15 protein-coding genes are annotated in these 16,029 nt (G+C 73.4%); 11 read left to right on the forward strand and 4 right to left on the reverse strand.

The features are described from left to right. Positions 1 to 690: 690 nt before the first annotated feature. Together EV383_RS14835 and EV383_RS14840 are read right to left on the reverse strand one after the other, a co-directional pair. Positions 691 to 1,068, reverse strand: coding sequence for a nuclear transport factor 2 family protein (locus EV383_RS14835; RefSeq protein WP_130290462.1), 378 nt, complete (start codon positions 1,066 to 1,068; stop codon positions 691 to 693). A gap of 103 nt (positions 1,069 to 1,171) precedes the next feature. Continuing rightward, positions 1,172 to 2,182 carry an LLM class flavin-dependent oxidoreductase gene (locus EV383_RS14840; RefSeq protein WP_242623108.1) on the reverse strand — a complete coding sequence of 337 codons (1,011 nt, stop codon included), beginning with the start codon at positions 2,180 to 2,182 and terminating at the stop codon, positions 1,172 to 1,174. Between the two features lie 348 nt (positions 2,183 to 2,530). On the opposite strand from EV383_RS14840, the gene thrS reads away from it, so the two are divergent. The 8 genes from thrS (at position 2,531) to EV383_RS14880 (ending at position 11,410) form a co-directional block, all read left to right on the forward strand. Then, positions 2,531 to 4,600: a threonine--tRNA ligase gene (gene thrS, locus EV383_RS14845; protein ID WP_130290463.1), complete on the forward strand. Its 2,070-nt coding sequence runs from the start codon at positions 2,531 to 2,533 to the stop codon at positions 4,598 to 4,600. Positions 4,601 to 4,611: 11 nt separating this feature from the next. After that, a complete protein-coding gene (locus EV383_RS14850; protein WP_130290464.1) occupies positions 4,612 to 5,208 on the forward strand; it encodes an HIT family protein in 597 nt (198 codons plus the stop codon). A gap of 68 nt (positions 5,209 to 5,276) precedes the next feature. Continuing rightward, complete coding sequence (gene pgsA, locus EV383_RS14855; RefSeq protein WP_130290465.1) at positions 5,277 to 5,885, forward strand: phosphatidylinositol phosphate synthase; 609 nt, start codon at positions 5,277 to 5,279, stop codon at positions 5,883 to 5,885. Continuing rightward, complete coding sequence (locus EV383_RS14860) at positions 5,882 to 6,883, forward strand: phosphatidylinositol mannoside acyltransferase (protein ID WP_130290466.1); 1,002 nt, start codon at positions 5,882 to 5,884, stop codon at positions 6,881 to 6,883. The genes pgsA and EV383_RS14860 overlap by 4 nt, the downstream gene beginning before the upstream one ends. Positions 6,884 to 6,933: 50 nt before the next feature. Then, entirely contained in the window at positions 6,934 to 8,067 is a 1,134-nt protein-coding gene (locus EV383_RS14865) for a glycosyltransferase family 4 protein (protein WP_130294451.1), read from the forward strand. 13 nt (positions 8,068 to 8,080) lie between these two features. Further along, the gene (locus EV383_RS14870; RefSeq protein WP_130290467.1) at positions 8,081 to 8,671 is read left to right on the forward strand and encodes an NUDIX hydrolase; all 591 of its coding nucleotides are present in this window, start codon (positions 8,081 to 8,083) and stop codon (positions 8,669 to 8,671) included. Between the two features lie 12 nt (positions 8,672 to 8,683). Continuing rightward, positions 8,684 to 9,616, forward strand: a complete 933-nt coding sequence (gene pdxS, locus EV383_RS14875; RefSeq protein ID WP_130290468.1) for a pyridoxal 5'-phosphate synthase lyase subunit PdxS — start codon at positions 8,684 to 8,686, stop codon at positions 9,614 to 9,616. Positions 9,617 to 9,898: 282 nt separating this feature from the next. Continuing rightward, positions 9,899 to 11,410: a family 16 glycosylhydrolase gene (locus EV383_RS14880; RefSeq protein ID WP_130290469.1), complete on the forward strand. Its 1,512-nt coding sequence runs from the start codon at positions 9,899 to 9,901 to the stop codon at positions 11,408 to 11,410. Positions 11,411 to 11,414: 4 nt separating this feature from the next. Here EV383_RS14880 and EV383_RS14885 read toward each other — a convergent pair whose 3' ends face one another. Then, the gene (locus EV383_RS14885) at positions 11,415 to 11,972 is read right to left on the reverse strand and encodes a helix-turn-helix domain-containing protein (protein ID WP_130290470.1); all 558 of its coding nucleotides are present in this window, start codon (positions 11,970 to 11,972) and stop codon (positions 11,415 to 11,417) included. Positions 11,973 to 12,026: 54 nt separating this feature from the next. Between EV383_RS14885 and EV383_RS14890 the strand changes: the two genes are divergently transcribed. From EV383_RS14890 to EV383_RS14900, 3 genes are all read left to right on the forward strand, one after another. Continuing rightward, entirely contained in the window at positions 12,027 to 12,812 is a 786-nt protein-coding gene (locus tag EV383_RS14890; RefSeq protein ID WP_130290471.1) for an AzlC family ABC transporter permease, read from the forward strand. Continuing rightward, positions 12,809 to 13,117: an AzlD domain-containing protein gene (locus EV383_RS14895; protein WP_130290472.1), complete on the forward strand. Its 309-nt coding sequence runs from the start codon at positions 12,809 to 12,811 to the stop codon at positions 13,115 to 13,117. The genes EV383_RS14890 and EV383_RS14895 overlap by 4 nt, the downstream gene beginning before the upstream one ends. Before the next feature lie 90 nt (positions 13,118 to 13,207). Next, entirely contained in the window at positions 13,208 to 14,659 is a 1,452-nt protein-coding gene (locus tag EV383_RS14900; protein ID WP_130290473.1) for an SDR family oxidoreductase, read from the forward strand. Between the two features lie 78 nt (positions 14,660 to 14,737). On the opposite strand, the gene EV383_RS14905 is transcribed toward EV383_RS14900, so the two are convergent. Continuing rightward, positions 14,738 to 16,021, reverse strand: a complete 1,284-nt coding sequence (locus EV383_RS14905; RefSeq protein ID WP_130290474.1) for an ABC transporter ATP-binding protein — start codon at positions 16,019 to 16,021, stop codon at positions 14,738 to 14,740. Positions 16,022 to 16,029 lie beyond the last annotated feature (8 nt).

Genomic DNA, 16,029 nt, shown 5'->3' on the forward strand with positions numbered 1-16,029 from the left:
CCCCACTGCGGCCTCCACCGCGTCCACGGTCGGGATCGGAGGCTCCGTCACGTCCGCCGGCGTCGGGACGCCGGCGGGAGGGCGTGGCCCCGGTCCCCGGGCGATCCGCCTCGTCGCGTCGGAGATCGGGCCGCTCGTCGCGGCGCTCCGTGTCTCCTCGTGTGACCTGTGCCTGCTGGACCCGTCCCTGCTGGCCGGCCCGTCCCTGGGCGGTGCGGCCCTCGGCGGCCCGGCCCTCGGGAGCACGCCGCTCGGGGGTGCGACCGTCGGTGGCCCGCCCGTCGGGGCCGCCGCTGCGGCGCCGCCGACCTCCGCGCTCGTCCGTCGAACCGGACGACCGCGGCGGGGGCGGGGTGGTGGGTCCGGGCACCCGCCTCCTCCTTTCGCGGCTCGCGTCGGCGCCGGCGGGCCTTCTCGCCCCGGCGCGTGTCGGTCGGTCTCGTGGGGATAACGAGGCCGTGGGGGGTCCCGGTATGCCTCTCGATCAACGTCACTCGAATGTCGGCATACGCGGAAAACATTGCGCCGGTTCGTGACCCTGGGTCGGGGGAACGCCTCGGCGGAACCATCGTGCCTGCGCGGCAGGCCGCCGCGGCGCCCGGGGAGCGTTCGGTCGGGCAACGGGCGGCGGTGTGCGACGACGCGCCGACACACCGGCGCCCGGCGGTCGGACGCAGGCTGCTGGTCGGTTCAGCCGCTCAGCAGTGCGGCCATCCGCTCGCGCAGCAGGGTGGCGGCCGAGTAGGGCCGGACCATCACGGTGAGTCGGGACAGCCCGCCCTCGCCGTCACGGAGGATGTCCACGCCCTGCACGCCGCGGTCGCCGACCCGGGCCTCGAACTCCAGCACGTGGCCGTCGGGCCCGCCGTACTCGTGGGTGTAACGGAAGTCCTCGAAGGTGGCGAACGCCGCCGTCAGGATCTGGTGCAGCTCTTCGCGCCCGCGGTAGGGACGGTGCACGACGGGGGAGAGGAACTCGACGTCGTCGCGGAAGAGGGCGACGGCCGCGTCCAGGTCACCGGACTCGATCGCGGCCCGGAACGCGGCGGCACCCGTGGTGTCGGTCATGCCCGGCATTACAGCACCCGTGGACACGGGCGAAGCCCGTCGCGTCGATCACCCCTCGGGCCGACGACCCGGAGCGACGAGGACGGGCGTCGGGACGGCGGGCTCAGGCGGCGATCCGGGCGTCCGGGGTCATGCCGACGGTCTCGGCGAGCAGCTCGTAGGACCGCAGCCGGTCCTCGCCCAGGAACGTCGAGGTGGTGACCATCAGCTCGTCGACGCCGGTGACGCGCACCAGCTCGTCCACCCCACGCCGGACAGTCTCCGGCGATCCGATGATCTGGTCGGCCTGGCGGTGCTCGACGAACGCGCGGGCCTGGTCGGTCCACTCGAACGCCGCGACCTCCTCCGGCGACGGCACCGGGCCGGGCTGTCCCAGACGCAGCCGCAGGAACTGCAGCGCGGCCGGCATCGCCAGCTCCCGGGCCGCGGAGTCGGTGTCGGCGACGAACACGCTGGCCGCGATCATGGAGTAGGGCTCGGACAGGTTCGCCGACGGGCGGAAGTTCTCCCGGTAGAGCTTCAGCGCCGGCAGCGTGTTCTCGGCACTGAAGTGGTGCGCGAACGCGAACGGCAGTCCGAGCATTCCGGCCACCTGCGCGCTGTAGCCGCTCGAGCCCAGCAGCCACATGGCGGGCGCGTTGCCGGCGGCGGGGACGGCGAGCACGTCGGCGTCACCGCGGAAATAGGAGGCCAGCTCGACGAGCTGGTCCGGGAAGTCGTCCGGGGCGCCGAGCTGGTGGGCGCTGATCCCGCGCAGGGCGGCGGCGGTCTTCGGGTCGGTGCCCGGCGCACGACCGATGCCCAGGTCGATCCGGTCCGGGTGCAGGGCCTCGAGCGTCCCGAACTGCTCGGCGACGACCAGCGGGCGGTGGTTGGGCAGCATGACCCCGCCCGAGCCGACCCGGATCCGCTCGGTGGCCCCGGCCAGGTGCGCGATCAGTACGGGCGGCGACGAGCTGGCGATCCCGGGCATCGCGTGGTGCTCGGCCACCCAGAAGCGCTGGTAGCCGAGCTCCTCCGCCCGCCGGATCAACCGGGTGCTGTGCTCCAGCGCCGAGGTCGCGGACGTCCCGGCGGCGACCGGGACCAGGTCGAGAATCGAAAGGGGAACCACGACGGGTCCAACGCCGGCCCGCCCACCGTTCTTCCCGCGCCGCGCCACGGGCACGACGGGCCCGGCCCGGTTCACATGATCGATCTGTGTCGGCACATCGGTGCCACCCGTGGCACCGATCGCCCCACACCGATCGATCATCGGCATCGGCGGCCCCGGGGTGCGCCCACGACAGGCTCGCCGGCCGGGACGCGCGCGCAATCCCGTTCAGCGCCCCGACTAGCATCGCCATCAGGCCCGATCGCGCCGCACGCGGCGGAGTCGCCCCCGCCCGGCCCGCCGGTGCGGGAGCCCCGCGCAGAGGCGGCGTCCCGGGTGTCCGATACCAGTCTTCCCGGAGGAATCCCCGTGTCCGCACCGCTCGCCCCGCCCGCGTCCGCCCCGATCCGGGTGCCGGCCGGGACGACGGCCGGTGCCCGGATCCGCGAGGGCGGCCTGCCCACCAGCGGCCCGGACGCGATCATCGTGGTCAAGGACGACGAGGGCACCCTGCGCGACCTGGCCTGGGCCCCCGACGCCGACGCCGAGGTCGTGCCGGTGCGCGCGGACACCGAGGAGGGCCGCAGCGTCATCCGGCACTCGGCCGCGCACGTGCTCGCCCAGGCAGTCCAGCAGCTGTTCCCGAAGGCGAAGCTGGGCATCGGCCCGCCCGTCACCGACGGCTTCTACTACGACTTCGACGTGGACACCCCGTTCACCCCGGAGGACCTCACCAAGATCGAGTCGGCGATGAAGAAGATCGTCAAGGGCGGTCAGCGGTTCTCCCGTCGGCGGTTCGAGTCCCGCGATCAGGCCCGCGCCGAGCTCGCCGACGAGCCGTACAAGCTGGAGCTGATCGACCTCAAGGGCGGCACCGGAGACGACGACGCCGCCACCGACGGCGAGGTCATGGAGGTCGACTCCTCCGGCGAGCTGACCATCTACGACAACGTGCACGCCCACTCCGGCGAGACCGTCTGGTCGGACCTGTGCCGCGGCCCGCACATCCCGACCACGAAGTTCATCCCGGCGTTCAAGGTCCTGCGCAGCGCCGCCGCCTACTGGCGCGGCGACCAGGCCAACGCCCAGCTGCAGCGCATCTACGGCACCGCGTGGGAGTCGCAGGAGGCGCAGGACGCGTACCTGGAGCGGATCGCCGAGGCCGAGCGCCGCGACCACCGCCGTCTGGGCACCGAGCTGGACCTGTTCAGCTTCCCGGACGAGATCGGCTCCGGGCTCGCGGTGTTCCACCCCAAGGGCGGCATCGTGCGCAAGGAGCTGGAGGACCTGTCCCGGCTGCGGCACACCGAGGCCGGCTACGAGTTCGTCTTCTCCCCGCACGCCACCAAGGGCTCGCTGTTCGAGCTGTCCGGGCACCTGGAGTGGTACGCCGAGGGCATGTACCCGCCGATGAAGCTCGACGAGGAGCGGGACGCCGAGGGCAAGCTGAAGAAGGCGGCCGTCGACTACTACCTCAAGCCGATGAACTGCCCGATGCACAACCTGATCTTCCGCTCGCGCGGGCGGTCCTACCGCGAGCTGCCGCTGCGGCTGTTCGAGTTCGGCACCGTCTACCGCTACGAGAAGTCCGGCGTGGTGCACGGCCTGACCCGGGCGCGGGGCTTCACCCAGGACGACGCCCACATCTACTGCACCCGCGAGCAGATGGCCGGGGAGATCCGGAGCCTGCTGCAGTTCGTGCTGGACCTGCTGCGCGACTATGGCCTCGACGACTTCTACCTCGAGCTCTCCACCCGCAACCCGGAGAAGTCGATCGGCTCCGACGAATCGTGGGCCGAGGCGACCGACGCGCTGCGCGAGGCCGCGCAGGGCTTCGGGCTCGACCTCGTCGACGACCCGGGCGGCGCCGCGTTCTACGCGCCGAAGATCTCCGTCCAGGCCCGCGACGCGATCGGCCGCTACTGGCAGATGTCGACCATCCAGGTCGACCTGATGCTCCCGGACCGCTTCGAGCTGGAGTACACCGCCTCCGACGGGTCCCGGCAGCGTCCGGTGATGATCCACCGCGCGCTGTTCGGCTCGATCGAGCGGTTCTTCGGGGTGCTCACCGAGCACTACGCGGGCGCGTTCCCGGCCTGGCTGGCGCCGGTCCAGGTGGTCGGCATCCCGGTCACCGACGAGCAGGAGCCGGCCGTCCGGGAGATCGCGGCGGCGCTCAAGAAGCGCGGCGTGCGGGTCGAGGTCGACTCCGGCGACGACCGGATGCAGAAGAAGATCCGCACCCACACCCTGCAGAAGGTGCCGTTCATGCTGCTCGCGGGCGCCCGCGACGTCGAGGCGGGCGCGGTCAGCTTCCGGTTCCGCGACGGCAGCCAGCGCAACGGGGTGCCGGTGGATCAGGCCGTCGAGACGATCGCGTCCTGGATCGCCTCGCGGAGCAACGTCTCCCCGACCGCGGACGTCCTGCCGGAAGCCTAGGATCGGCGTTCATGGACGACGGTGCCGGCGCGACGGAACCGGAGTGGGTTCCGCAGGACGGGGTCGGCACACCGGACGGCTTCGCCCGGTTGTGGACCCCGCACCGGCTCGCCTACATCAAGGACGCCACCGACTCGCGCTGCCCGTTCTGCCGGATCGCGGCGGGGGACGCCGGCCCGGGATCCGAGAACCCGGACGAGGACAACCTCGTCGTCGCCCGGGGCCGTGAGGTATACGCCCTGCTCAACCTGCACCCGTACAACCCTGGGCACCTGATGGTGCTGCCCTACCGGCACGTCGCGGAGCTGGAGGACCTCACCGACTCGGAGGCCTCCGAGCTGATGGTCTTCACCCGCCAGGCCGTGGTGACGATGAAGAAGGTCGCCGCGCCGCACGCGTTCAACGTCGGGCTCAACCTGGGCACGGTCGCCGGCGGGTCGCTGGCCGAGCACCTGCACCAGCACGTGGTGCCGCGGTGGGGCGGGGACGCGAACTTCATCGCCGTCGTCGGCCAGACCAAGGTGATCCCTCAGTTGCTCGCCGAGACCCGGGCCCAGCTGGCGGCGGCGTGGGAGCCACCCCACGGCGACGGGTCCGTACCCGACTAGTCTGGCCCGCGTCCTCGCGCGCGAGCCCGGGGCCCCGCCGACGTCTTACGAGGAGACGGCTCCCGCCGATGCTCAACCTGTTCGCCCGCGCACACGTCAACCGGGTCACCGACCCCGTGGGCCGGTGGCTGGTCGACCGCGGCATGAGCCCGGACACGGCGACGGTGCTCGGCACCGTCGGGGCGGTCGCCGCGGCGGTCGGGTTCCTGCCCCGGGGCGCGTTCGTCGTCGGGCCGATCGTCATCACGTTCTTCGTGCTGCTGGACCTCGTCGACGGCGCGATGGCCCGCGCCCGCGGGTACGGCACACCGTTCGGCGCGGTGCTGGACTCCACGTGCGACCGGATCGTCGACGGCGCCCTGTTCGCGGCGCTGGCCTGGTGGGCGCTGCAGTCCGGGGACTCCCGGCTGGCCGGCGGCGCCGCGCTGGTGTGCCTGGTCGGCGGGCAGCTGGTCTCCTACGTCAAGGCCCGCGCCGAGAGCGTGGACCTCCGGGCCGAGGGCGGCCTGGTCGAGCGGGCCGAGCGCCTGATCCTGGGCCTGGTCGGCACGTTCCTCGCCGGGGTCGGGGTGCCCTACGCCCTCGAGGTGGCGCTGATCGTCCTGGCCGTCGGCACCGCCGTCACCCTCGCGCAGCGGATCGCGGCCGTGCACCGGAGCGCCCGGGAGCGGACATGAGCCCGGCCGCGGCGCTGTGGCGGGCACGTCTCGCCGAACGTCTCGCGGACGTGGAGTACGCGGCGGCCTGGGCACTGGTGAGTCGCCTGCCGGAACCGTTGGTCACGGCCGCGTTCCGGGCCGGGGCCGACCTCGCGGCCCGTCGCGGCGGAGGAGGGGTCGACCGGTTGCGGTCGAACCTGGCGCGGGTCCGTCCCGGCGCCGGCCCGGCCGAGCTGGACGTCCTGGTCCGGGACGGGATGCGCAGCTACGCCCGGTACTGGCAGGAGGCGTTCCGGCTGCCGTCGATGGACCCGGCGGCCGTGCACGCCGCGATGCACCCGCACGTCCGCGGGATCGGGCCGTCGCTGACGACCCTGGAGTCCGGCCGCGGCGTGATCTACGCGCTGCCGCACGCCGGGAACTGGGACGTCGCCGGCCTCTACATGGTGCGTGAGCTCGCCCGGCTCGGGCTCGAGCCCGCGATCACGACGGTGGTGCAGCGCCTGAGCCCGGAGTCGCTCTACCGCCGGTTCGTCGACTACCGGTCCTCGCTCGGCTTCGAGGTGGTCGCCGCCGACGACGGCCGCGCGGCGCACCGGGCGCTGACCCGTCGGCTCGCGGCCGGGGGAGTGGTCTGCCTGATCGCCGACCGCGACCTGTCCGGCACCGGCGTTCCGGTCGACTTCTGCGGCGCGCCCGCCCGTCTCCCGGCCGGTCCGGCCCGGCTCGCGCTGCTCACAGGCGCGGCGCTGCACCCGGCGTACGCGACGTTCACCCCGGACGCGTGGGGCGCGCGGGTCGGGCCCGAGATCGCCGTTCCGGACCGGGCGTCGGTCCCGGCCGCGGTGCAGGCGTTGGCCGTCGAGTTCGCCTCGATGATCGCGGCGAAGCCGGAGGACTGGCACATGCTGCAGCCGATCTGGACCGCCGACCTGCCCGCCCCGGCGCGCCCCGGCCCCGCCACCGCCGAGCCCGCCGGCCCGCCGCGGGCTCCCGTCGTGGAGCGGGCCCGGTGAGGCCCGGTCGGGCCCGGCCCGCGGCGATCGACCTCTCGACGGGCGGGCGGCTGCGGATCGGGATCGTCTGCCCGTACTCGCTCGACGTCCCGGGCGGGGTGCAGGCCCACGTCCTCGACCTCGCGGTCGCCCTGCAGGAGCTCGGCCACGACGTCGAGGTGCTGGCCCCGGCCGTCGACGCCACCGCCGTCCCGGACTTCGTCACCTCCGCAGGCCGCGCGCTCGGCGTCCCCTACAACGGGTCCGTGGCCCGGGTGACGTTCGGCCCGGTCACCTACGCCCGCGTCCGCCGCTGGCTCGCCGAGCGCGAGCTCGACGTGCTGCACCTGCACGAACCGACGACGTTCAGCGTGTCGTCGCTGGCCCTGTTCGCCGCGCAGGGGCCGATCGTGGCCACGTTCCACACCTCGACCGAGCGTTCCCGCGCCCTGATCGCCTTCGGCGGGATGCTGCGGCCGCTGATGGAGAAGGTGACGGCCCGGATCGCGGTCTCGGCGATGGCCCGCCGCGTGCAGGTCGAGCACCTCGGCGGCGACGCGACCGAGGTGCCCAACGGCGTCGACGTCGCCCGCTACGCCCACGGCCCGGACCTGCCCGGCCGCCGTCCGGGGCCCACGGTCGGCTTCCTCGGCCGGTTCGACGAGCCCCGCAAGGGCTTCCCGGTGCTGCTCGAAGCGGTCCGGACGCTGTCGCGGACCCGGCCCGACCTGCGCATGCTCGTCGTCGGACGCGGCGACGAGACCGCACTGCGCCGTCAGGCCGGACCGGAGCTGGCGAGCAGGATCGACGTGCTCGGCGCCGTCGACGAGACGACGAAGGCCGCGGCCCTGCGCGCGATGGACGTCTACTGCGCGCCCAACCTCGGCGGCGAGAGCTTCGGGATGGTGCTGCTGGAGGCGATGGCGGCCGGGACGCCGGTGGTGGCCAGCGACATGGAAGCCTTCCGCGCCGTCCTCGGTCGCGACGACCCGGCCGGGGTGGTGGTGCCGATCGGTGACTCGGCCGCGCTCGCGACGACCCTGGGTTCGCTGCTCGACGACCCGGCCGCCCGCGCCCGCCTGGTCGCCGCGGGCCGGGCCCGGGCCGCCGGGTTCGACTGGCCGGTCGTCGCCGCGGAGGTGCTGCAGGTCTACCGGGCCGCGATCGCCGCCGATCCCCGTCCGGTCGCCGGCGGCGCGGCGTGAGGTCCGGCCGGGCATGAACGTCCTCCTCCTCGTCGGCCTGGTGCTCGTCGCCGTCCTGGTGGTGGCGGCGCTCACCGTGTGGTGCGTGACACGGGTACGGCGCCTGGACCGCCTGCACCGCCGCGTCGACGCCGCCCGCGCCGGGCTCGGCGGGGCGCTCGCCCGTCGCGTCGAGGTCACCGCGCGGGTCGCCGACGTCCTCGACGCGGAGCGGGCCACGGCACTGCGCACGGCCGCCCGGACCGCCGCCGCGACCGGCGCGCCCGCCCCGGACGGCCGGGACCCCGCCGGTGCCCGGCAGGCCCGCGAGACCGCCGAGAACGCCCTGACCAGGCAACTCGCTGCCGCCGACCCCGCCCGGCTCGGCCGTGCGCTCTCGGCGGAGCTGGCCGACGCCCAGCAGCTGGTCATCCTGGCCCGGCGCGTGCACAACGACGCCGTGCGCGACACCCTCGGCCTGCGCTCGCGCCGTCTGGTCCGCTGGCTGCACCTCGCCGGGACGGCGCCGGTGCCGGTGTACTTCGAGATCGTGGACCCGGAACCGGCCGGGAGTGCCGCAGGTCCCGCTGACGTAGACTCGGATGGTCGTCGTTCAGTGAGGTGAGCAGAGGTGTCCGTGTCGTCCGATCACGCCCGTCCCGAGAACCAGGGCTCCCAGAACCAGGGTCCCGAGCACGGCACCGCGCGGGTCAAGCGCGGGATGGCCGAGATGCTCAAGGGCGGCGTCATCATGGACGTCGTCAACGCCGAGCAGGCGAAGATCGCCGAGGACGCCGGCGCGGTCGCCGTCATGGCGCTCGAGCGCGTCCCGGCCGACATCCGCGCCCAGGGCGGTGTGGCCCGCATGAGCGACCCGGACATGATCACCGGGATCGTCGACGCGGTGTCCATCCCGGTGATGGCCAAGGCCCGGATCGGCCACTTCGTCGAGGCCCAGGTGATCCAGTCCCTCGGCGTCGACTACATCGACGAGTCCGAGGTCCTGACCCCGGCCGACGAGGCGCACCACATCGACAAGTGGGCGTTCACCGTGCCGTTCGTGTGCGGTGCGACGAACCTCGGCGAGGCGCTGCGCCGGATCTCCGAGGGCGCGGCGATGATCCGCTCCAAGGGTGAGGCCGGCACCGGCAACGTCGTCGAGGCGACGCGCCACATGCGCTCGATCCGCTCCGAGATCGGCAAGCTCACCACCATGGACACCGCGGAGCTCTACATCGCGGCCAAGGAGCTGCGGGCGCCGATCGACCTGGTCAGCGAGATCGCCCGCACCGGGCAGCTGCCCGTCGTGCTGTTCACCGCGGGCGGCATCGCCACCCCGGCCGACGCCGCGATGATGATGCAGCTCGGCGCGCAGGGTGTGTTCGTGGGCTCGGGCATCTTCAAGTCCGGCGACCCGGCGCAGCGCGCGTCCGCGATCGTCAAGGCCACGACGTTCCACGACGACCCGGAGATGATCGCCAAGGTCTCCCGCGGTCTCGGCGAGGCCATGGTCGGGATCAACATCCCGGACCTCCCGGAGGACCAGCGCTACGCCGCTCGCGGCTGGTAGTCCGCCCGCCCGCGTGCCGCTACCCGGTACGCAGGCCCCGCTCAGAACACAACGCCCCGTCCGGGTCACCGGGCGGGGCGCTGTCGTGTGACGCGGACTCCCCGCTCCCTCCCGTGCACGGTCCGTCGTCACCCGAGTGTTGGTTTGACGACTCGATGTGGTGATACCGGTGCACACGGTGACCCTGTGACACATAGCGTCCCCCGGGAAGCACGAGACACCTGGGAATGACGCGACGCCTGGGACCGACGAGAGTGGCGGAGGACCCGAATGAAACGTTCTGTGACGATCGCGAGCGTCGTCGCCGCGGTGATGCTGACCGCGCCGATGTCCGCGATCGCGGACGTTCCGACGCGGCCGGTCGCGGCACCTGCCGACTGTCCCGCGACCGGCCCGGGCACGCCGGGTGCCTCCGGATCGGGTGAGCCCGCCACGGGCGGTGACGAGAAGCCGGCAGGGGAGGAGCCCGCCGGGGACGAGAAGCCGTCCGGTGACGAGCCCGCCGGGGACGACGCGTCCGGCGGCGAGAAGCCCGACGACAGCACGTCCGCGGACCAGAAGTCCGGCGACGACACCGGCGGCGAGAAGCCCGAGGACCAGAAGCAGGGCGACGAGCCGGCCGACGACGCGTCCGGCGGCGACGAGCCCGCCGACGAGAAGCCCGCCGACGGCGACACCGGCGAGCAGAAGTCCGACGAGCAGAAGCCGGGCGACGACGGGGGCGACTCCGGCGGCGACAGCAGTGACAGCGGTGACGGGTCCGGGGACTCGGGCTCGGGGGGCTCGTCGTCCGAGGGCACCGCGGCGGTGGCTCCGAAGCCCGCCGACGAGAAGCCCGCCGACGAGAAGCCGGCCGACGAGAAGAAGAGCGGGGACACCGGTGCGGCGGGGAAGCCGGCACCGGCGGACCCGGCCGACTGCGCCGCCCCTGCCGCGGCCACCCCGGCCCCGGGTGCCGCGGAGCCGGCACCCGGAGCGCCCGGGGCGGGCGCCGCGACGAGCGCCGCCATGATCAACAAGTGGGGCGAGCCGAACCGTGTCGACGAGTTCGACAAGGACCTGTCCGGCTGGTCGGCCTACGACGGCCCCGGGCACGCCGGCAACGGCCGCCGCTCGCCGGACGCGGCGTCGGTCAAGGACGGCCTGCTCACGATCAACGGCGACGCCGAGGGCACGACCGCCGGCCTCGCCTGGAACCCGGGCCAGAAGTACGGCCGCTGGGAGGGCCGGGTGAAGGCGCCCGCGTCCGACCCGTCGTACAACGCGCTGCTCCTGCTCTGGCCGGACGCGGAGAACTTCCCGGTCGGCGGCGAGGTCGACTTCATGGAGATGAGCGACAGCACCCGGCAGAAGACCGAGATGTTCCTGCACTACGGCGAGGACAACAGCCAGGTGCAGGGCGAGGTGAAGGTCGACGCGACACAGTGGCAGAACTGGGCCGTCGAGTGGACGCCGGACCACATCACCGCGTTCCTCAACGGCAAGGAGTGGTGGACCACGAAGGACACCTCGATCCTGCCGCCCGGCCCGATGCACCTGTGCATCCAGCTGGACTGGTTCCCCAAGGGCGAGGGCGACGTGAAGCCGTCGGAGATGCAGGTCGACTGGGTCAAGCAGTACTCGATCCCGGAGAGCGAGCAGGGCGACGACAAGAGCGGTTCCGACGACAAGGGCTCGGACGACCAGGGCTCGGACGACAAGAGCGAGGGCCGGCCGGATCAGCCCCGCCGTACCGAGGGCGCGCCCGACCCGGCTCTCACCGGGGCCGGGCAGCGCGGGCCGAGCGGTGTCTGACTGATCAGGACTGGTACTCCATGATCAGGACCGCGGTCGCGGTGCCGGTCAGGGCTCGATAGGAGTGGGGCCGGTCGGCGGGGAAGGTGACGTAGTCACCGGGGTCGAGATCGACCTCCTCGCCGACCGGCCCCGCCGTCCATCTCCCCTCCGAGACGACCATGTGCTCGGTCGTCCCCGGGCTGTGCGACTCCGCGACGCGGGGGTCGCCGTGCTCGCTGGTGATCACGTGCAGGTCCCGGCGGGCCCCGGGCGGGCAGGCCGAGATCAGCGTCCCGGTGAACGGGGACGTCTCCGACCCGATCGCCGGCCCCTGACCGGCCCGGATCACCCGGACCCCGCTCACCGGCGGGTCGACGAGCGAGCTGAACGGGACGCCGGCCACCACCGCGATCGACCACAGCGTCTCGACGCTCGGGTTCCCGGTCCCGGCCTCGAGCTGGGACAGCGTCGACTTCGCGATCCCGGCCCGGCGGGCCAGCTCGGCGGACGAGATCCCCATCCGGGTGCGCTCGCGCCGGATGGCGGCCGCGATCGTCTGCAGCGGAGGCGTTCGGTCCATCGGTCTCCTCGTTCGGCTTGACGAACGTTCGTCGCTGCGTTCATCGTACCGGTCATGAGTTCGGCAGATCGAACGAGGCGATCGGACGGCCGGTCGCCGGCGTCGTGGCGCAGAGCCGACGTCCGCGACGCGGTGGCGCTGTCGGTGGCCGTGGGCGTGGTCGGGGTGTCGTTCGGAGCCCTGGCCCCGGCGGCGGAGCTGAGCCCGCTGATGACGATGGCGATGTCCGTCCTCGTCTTCGCCGGGGGAGCGCAGCTCCTCGTCACCGGCGCGCTGGCGGCCGGGGGCGGTCTGGTCGCGGCCGTCGTCGCAGGCCTGGTCCTCAACCTGCGGCACCTCCCGTTCGGGCTGGCTCTGGCCGGGACGATCGGTCGCGGCCCGTCGAGGTTCCCCGGCGCGCACGTCGTCACCGACGAGTCGACGGCGTTCGTCCTGGCCCGCTCCGACGACCCGGCCCGCGCCCGTCGCGCGTTCTGGGTCCTCGGGACGATCAAGTTCACCTGCTGGCAGGGCGGGACCGCCCTGGGTCTGCTGCTCGGCACGGCCATCCCCGACCCGTCGGTGTTCGGGCTGGACGCCGCGTTCCCGGCCGCCCTGCTGGCGATGTTGTTCCCGATGCTGCGCCGGGCCGACGCCCGCCGCGTCGGCGGTGCCGCCGCGGTCGTCGCCCTGACGGCGTCGCCGTTCGTCCCGGCCGGCGTCCCGGTCCTGGCCGGACTGCTCGGGCTCGGCCTGGCCGGTCGCGGCGGTGAGCGGGCCGGGGCGGCGGCCTCCCGGGCGTTCGCCTGCTGGGAGCGGGTGCACGCCCGTGCGTTCCGCACGATCGGCGGCCGGTCATGACCTGGACCGCGCTGATCGTGCTGGCCGCCGGCACCTACCTGATGCGTCTGCTCCCGTTGCTGCTGCACGACCGGCTCGAGCTCTCCGCCCGCACCGTCCGGTTCGTCGAGCTCGGCGCGGTGGCGCTGCTGGTGGCCCTGGCCGCGACCGGGACCTGGTTCGAGGGCGCGGAGTTCGCCGGATGGGCCCGCCCGGCCGGGGTCGCCGTCGCGGCGGTCGCGGTGTGGCGCAGGGTCCCGTTCGTGCTCGTGGTCGTCCTCGCCGCCGGGACGACGGCGGGCCTGCGCCTCCTCGGCGTCGCCTGACCCGGCGCCGGGCGACGTGACGGGCGACCCGGGTCACGAACCGCACCCGCCATCGCGCGGTGACGGACCGGGCACGCGAGGATCGTCGCCATGCATTGCCTCGTCGTCGGCGCGACCGGCTACATCGGATCCCGGCTGGTGCCCCGGCTGCTCGACGCCGGTCACTCGGTCCGGGTGCTGGCCCGTGACCCCGCCCGCCTGGACGGCCAGGAGTGGGCCCGCGCCGTCGAGGTCGAGCAGGGCGACGCGACCGACCGCGACGACGTCGCGTCGGCCTGCGACGGGATGGACGCCGTCGTGCACCTGGTGCACGCGATGGACGGCCCCGGCTACGCCGACCGTGACCGGGTGGCCGCCGAGGCACTGGCCGACGGCGCCGCCGCCGCGGGCGTACAGCGGATCGTCTACCTCGGCGGGCTGCAGCCGGCCGCGGACACGAACACGGTCTCCGGGCACCTGAGCTCGCGCCGGGAGGTCGGTGACATCCTGCTCGCCGGGCCCGTGCCGACCGTGGTGCTCAAGGCCGGGATCGTCGTCGGGACCGGCTCGGCGAGCTTCGAGATGATCCGCCACCTGACCGAGACGGCGATGGGCGGCCCGTTCGTGCTGCCGCTGCCTGACCGGATGTGGAACCGGATCCAGCCGATCGCCGTCGACGACGTCCTGCACATCATCGTCGGGTGCCTCGACCTGCCGGCGGAGGTGAACCGCGGCTTCGACATCGGCGGGCCGGAGGTGCTCACCTACCAGCGGCTGATGTCCGGCTACGCGGCCGAGGCCGGCCTGCGCCGCCCGCTGCCGATCCCGGTGCCGCTGTCCGCGCCGAAGCTGACCGCCCGCGCCGTCGCGGCGCTGACGCCGGTGCAGCGCGGCCTGGCCGAGCCGCTCGTGGAGTCGATGAAGCACGAGCTGGTCTGCGACGAGCAGGACCTGAAGGAGCTCTCCGCCCTGGTCGGGCACCCGCCCGGCGGACCGACGCCGTACCGGACGGCCGTGCGCCGCGCCCTCGACGAGGCCGGGTCGGCCGGACCGGGGCCGTCGGACGCACCGGGTTCCGGTCCTCTCGAGCTGGTCTCCGAGCACGTCCACGAGGTCGGCGCCCCGGCCGCGGCGGTCTGGTCCGTGATCGCCGGGCTGGGTGGCGACACCGGTTGGTACACCGTGCCCGGCGTCTGGACGGTCCGCGGTTGGGTCGACGGCCTGCTGGGCGGGCCGGGCAACCGGCGCACGAAGCCGTCGCGGCTGACCGAGGGCGCGGCCCTGGACTTCTGGCGGGTGGAGGACGTCGAGGAGGGCCGGCGCCTGCGGCTGCGCGCCGAGGCCGCGCTGCCCGGGACCGCGCGTCTCGAGCTGCGCGTGGAGTGCACCGGGCGGCGGACGAGCCGCTACGTCCAGCGCGTCACGTTCCGTCCGAAGGGGATGGCCGGGCGCGCCTACTGGTACGCCGTGTACCCCGGGCACCAGTTCGTGTTCGCGGTGATGGCCCGCACGATCGCCGGTGTCGCCGCGAGCAACCACCGCCGGGCTCTGAAAGCCCTCTGACCCGGTCCCCGACGACGAAGGGACCCTCCGGGACCGTATGCGTCCCGGAGGGTCCCCTCGTGGCGTGCCGGACGGGCGTCAACTCGCCTTGTCGTCGCTCGCGGCGTGCTTGCCGGTGACGGTCAGGCCGCTGTTGCGGGCGTGCTCGACCTGCTCGGCCCGGTCCTCCGAGGCGAGGCGGGTCAGCTCGGCCCCGGCCTCGGCGTCGCGGGTCAGGTTGTCGCCGGTCGCCGGGTCGAACACGTGGATCTTGCGGCTGTCCAGCCAGAACTTCGACTCGCGTCCCTCCCGGATCCGGCTGGTCGAGTCGATCGACACGATCGCCTGCGTCCGCAGCTGGTCCGAGTCGAGCTCCCGGGAGAGCTCCTTGAGCTGCGCGGTAACGTCGGCCGGGGCCTCGTAGGGGATGTAGGCGTACTGCGAGTCGCCCAGCCATTCGGTGACGTCGACGCGCGCGGTGAACGTCGACCCCACGTGCTTCTTGGTCTCCTCCACCAGTGAGGCGTCCTCGAAGTACTCCGGGCGGATGCCCACCAGCACCAGGTCCCGATCCCCGACGGCCTTGGCCCGCCTGTCGTCGAGCTCGATCGGGCCGAACGGGGTGTCGAGGGTGTTCCCCTTGAGCGTCGCAGGCAGGAAGTTCATCGGCGGCGAGCCGATGAACCCGGCCACGAACAGGTTGACGGGCTGTTCGTAGAGCTCGCGCGGCGACGCGACCTGCTGGATGACGCCCTTGCGCAGCACACAGACCCGGTCGCCCAGGGTCATCGCCTCGGTCTGGTCGTGGGTGACGTAGACCGTGGTGATCCCCAGCCGGCGCTGCAGCCGCGCGATCTCGGTGCGCATCTGTCCGCGCAGCTTCGCGTCGAGGTTCGACAGCGGCTCGTCGAACAGGAACGCGTCCGCGGCGCGCACGATCGCGCGTCCCATCGCGACCCGCTGGCGCTGACCACCGGAGAGGTTCGCCGGCTTGCGCTGCAGGTGCTCGTGCAGCTCCAGGACGTCCGCGGCCTCGTTGACCTTGCGCTTGACCTCGTCCTCGGGGGCTTTCTGCAGGCGCAGCGGGAACGCGATGTTCTCGAACACCGACAGGTGCGGGTAGAGGGCGTAGTTCTGGAAGACCATCGACAGGTTCCGGTCGCGCGGAGCCTTGTCGTTGACCTTCTTGCCGCCGATGACCATGTCGCCGGAGGTGATGTCCTCCAGGCCGACGATCATGCGCAGCAGCGTGGACTTCCCGCAGCCGGACGGTCCGACGAGGATCATGAACTCGCCGTCGGCGATGTCCATGCTCACGTCGTTCACGGCGGGGAACCCGTCCCCGTACTTCTTGACGATGTTCTTCATGTCGATCGACGCCATGACTGGTC

The sequence above is a fragment of the Pseudonocardia sediminis genome, from assembly GCF_004217185.1.
Lineage (GTDB): Bacteria > Actinomycetota > Actinomycetes > Mycobacteriales > Pseudonocardiaceae > Pseudonocardia > Pseudonocardia sediminis.

Excerpts from the sequence above, each read along its gene's own strand:
- EV383_RS14835 (WP_130290462.1), bottom strand. The coding sequence starts at position 1,068 with ATGACCGACACCACGGGTGCCGCCGCGTTCCGGGCCGCGATCGAGTCC.
- EV383_RS14850 (WP_130290464.1), top strand. The coding sequence starts at position 4,612 with ATGGACGACGGTGCCGGCGCGACGGAACCGGAGTGGGTTCCGCAGGAC.
- pgsA (WP_130290465.1), top strand. The coding sequence starts at position 5,277 with ATGCTCAACCTGTTCGCCCGCGCACACGTCAACCGGGTCACCGACCCC.
- EV383_RS14860 (WP_130290466.1), top strand. The coding sequence starts at position 5,882 with ATGAGCCCGGCCGCGGCGCTGTGGCGGGCACGTCTCGCCGAACGTCTC.
- EV383_RS14870 (WP_130290467.1), top strand. The coding sequence starts at position 8,081 with ATGAACGTCCTCCTCCTCGTCGGCCTGGTGCTCGTCGCCGTCCTGGTG.
- EV383_RS14885 (WP_130290470.1), bottom strand. The coding sequence starts at position 11,972 with ATGGACCGAACGCCTCCGCTGCAGACGATCGCGGCCGCCATCCGGCGC.
- EV383_RS14890 (WP_130290471.1), top strand. The coding sequence starts at position 12,027 with ATGAGTTCGGCAGATCGAACGAGGCGATCGGACGGCCGGTCGCCGGCG.
- EV383_RS14895 (WP_130290472.1), top strand. The coding sequence starts at position 12,809 with ATGACCTGGACCGCGCTGATCGTGCTGGCCGCCGGCACCTACCTGATG.
- EV383_RS14900 (WP_130290473.1), top strand. The coding sequence starts at position 13,208 with ATGCATTGCCTCGTCGTCGGCGCGACCGGCTACATCGGATCCCGGCTG.
- EV383_RS14905 (WP_130290474.1), bottom strand. The coding sequence starts at position 16,021 with ATGGCGTCGATCGACATGAAGAACATCGTCAAGAAGTACGGGGACGGG.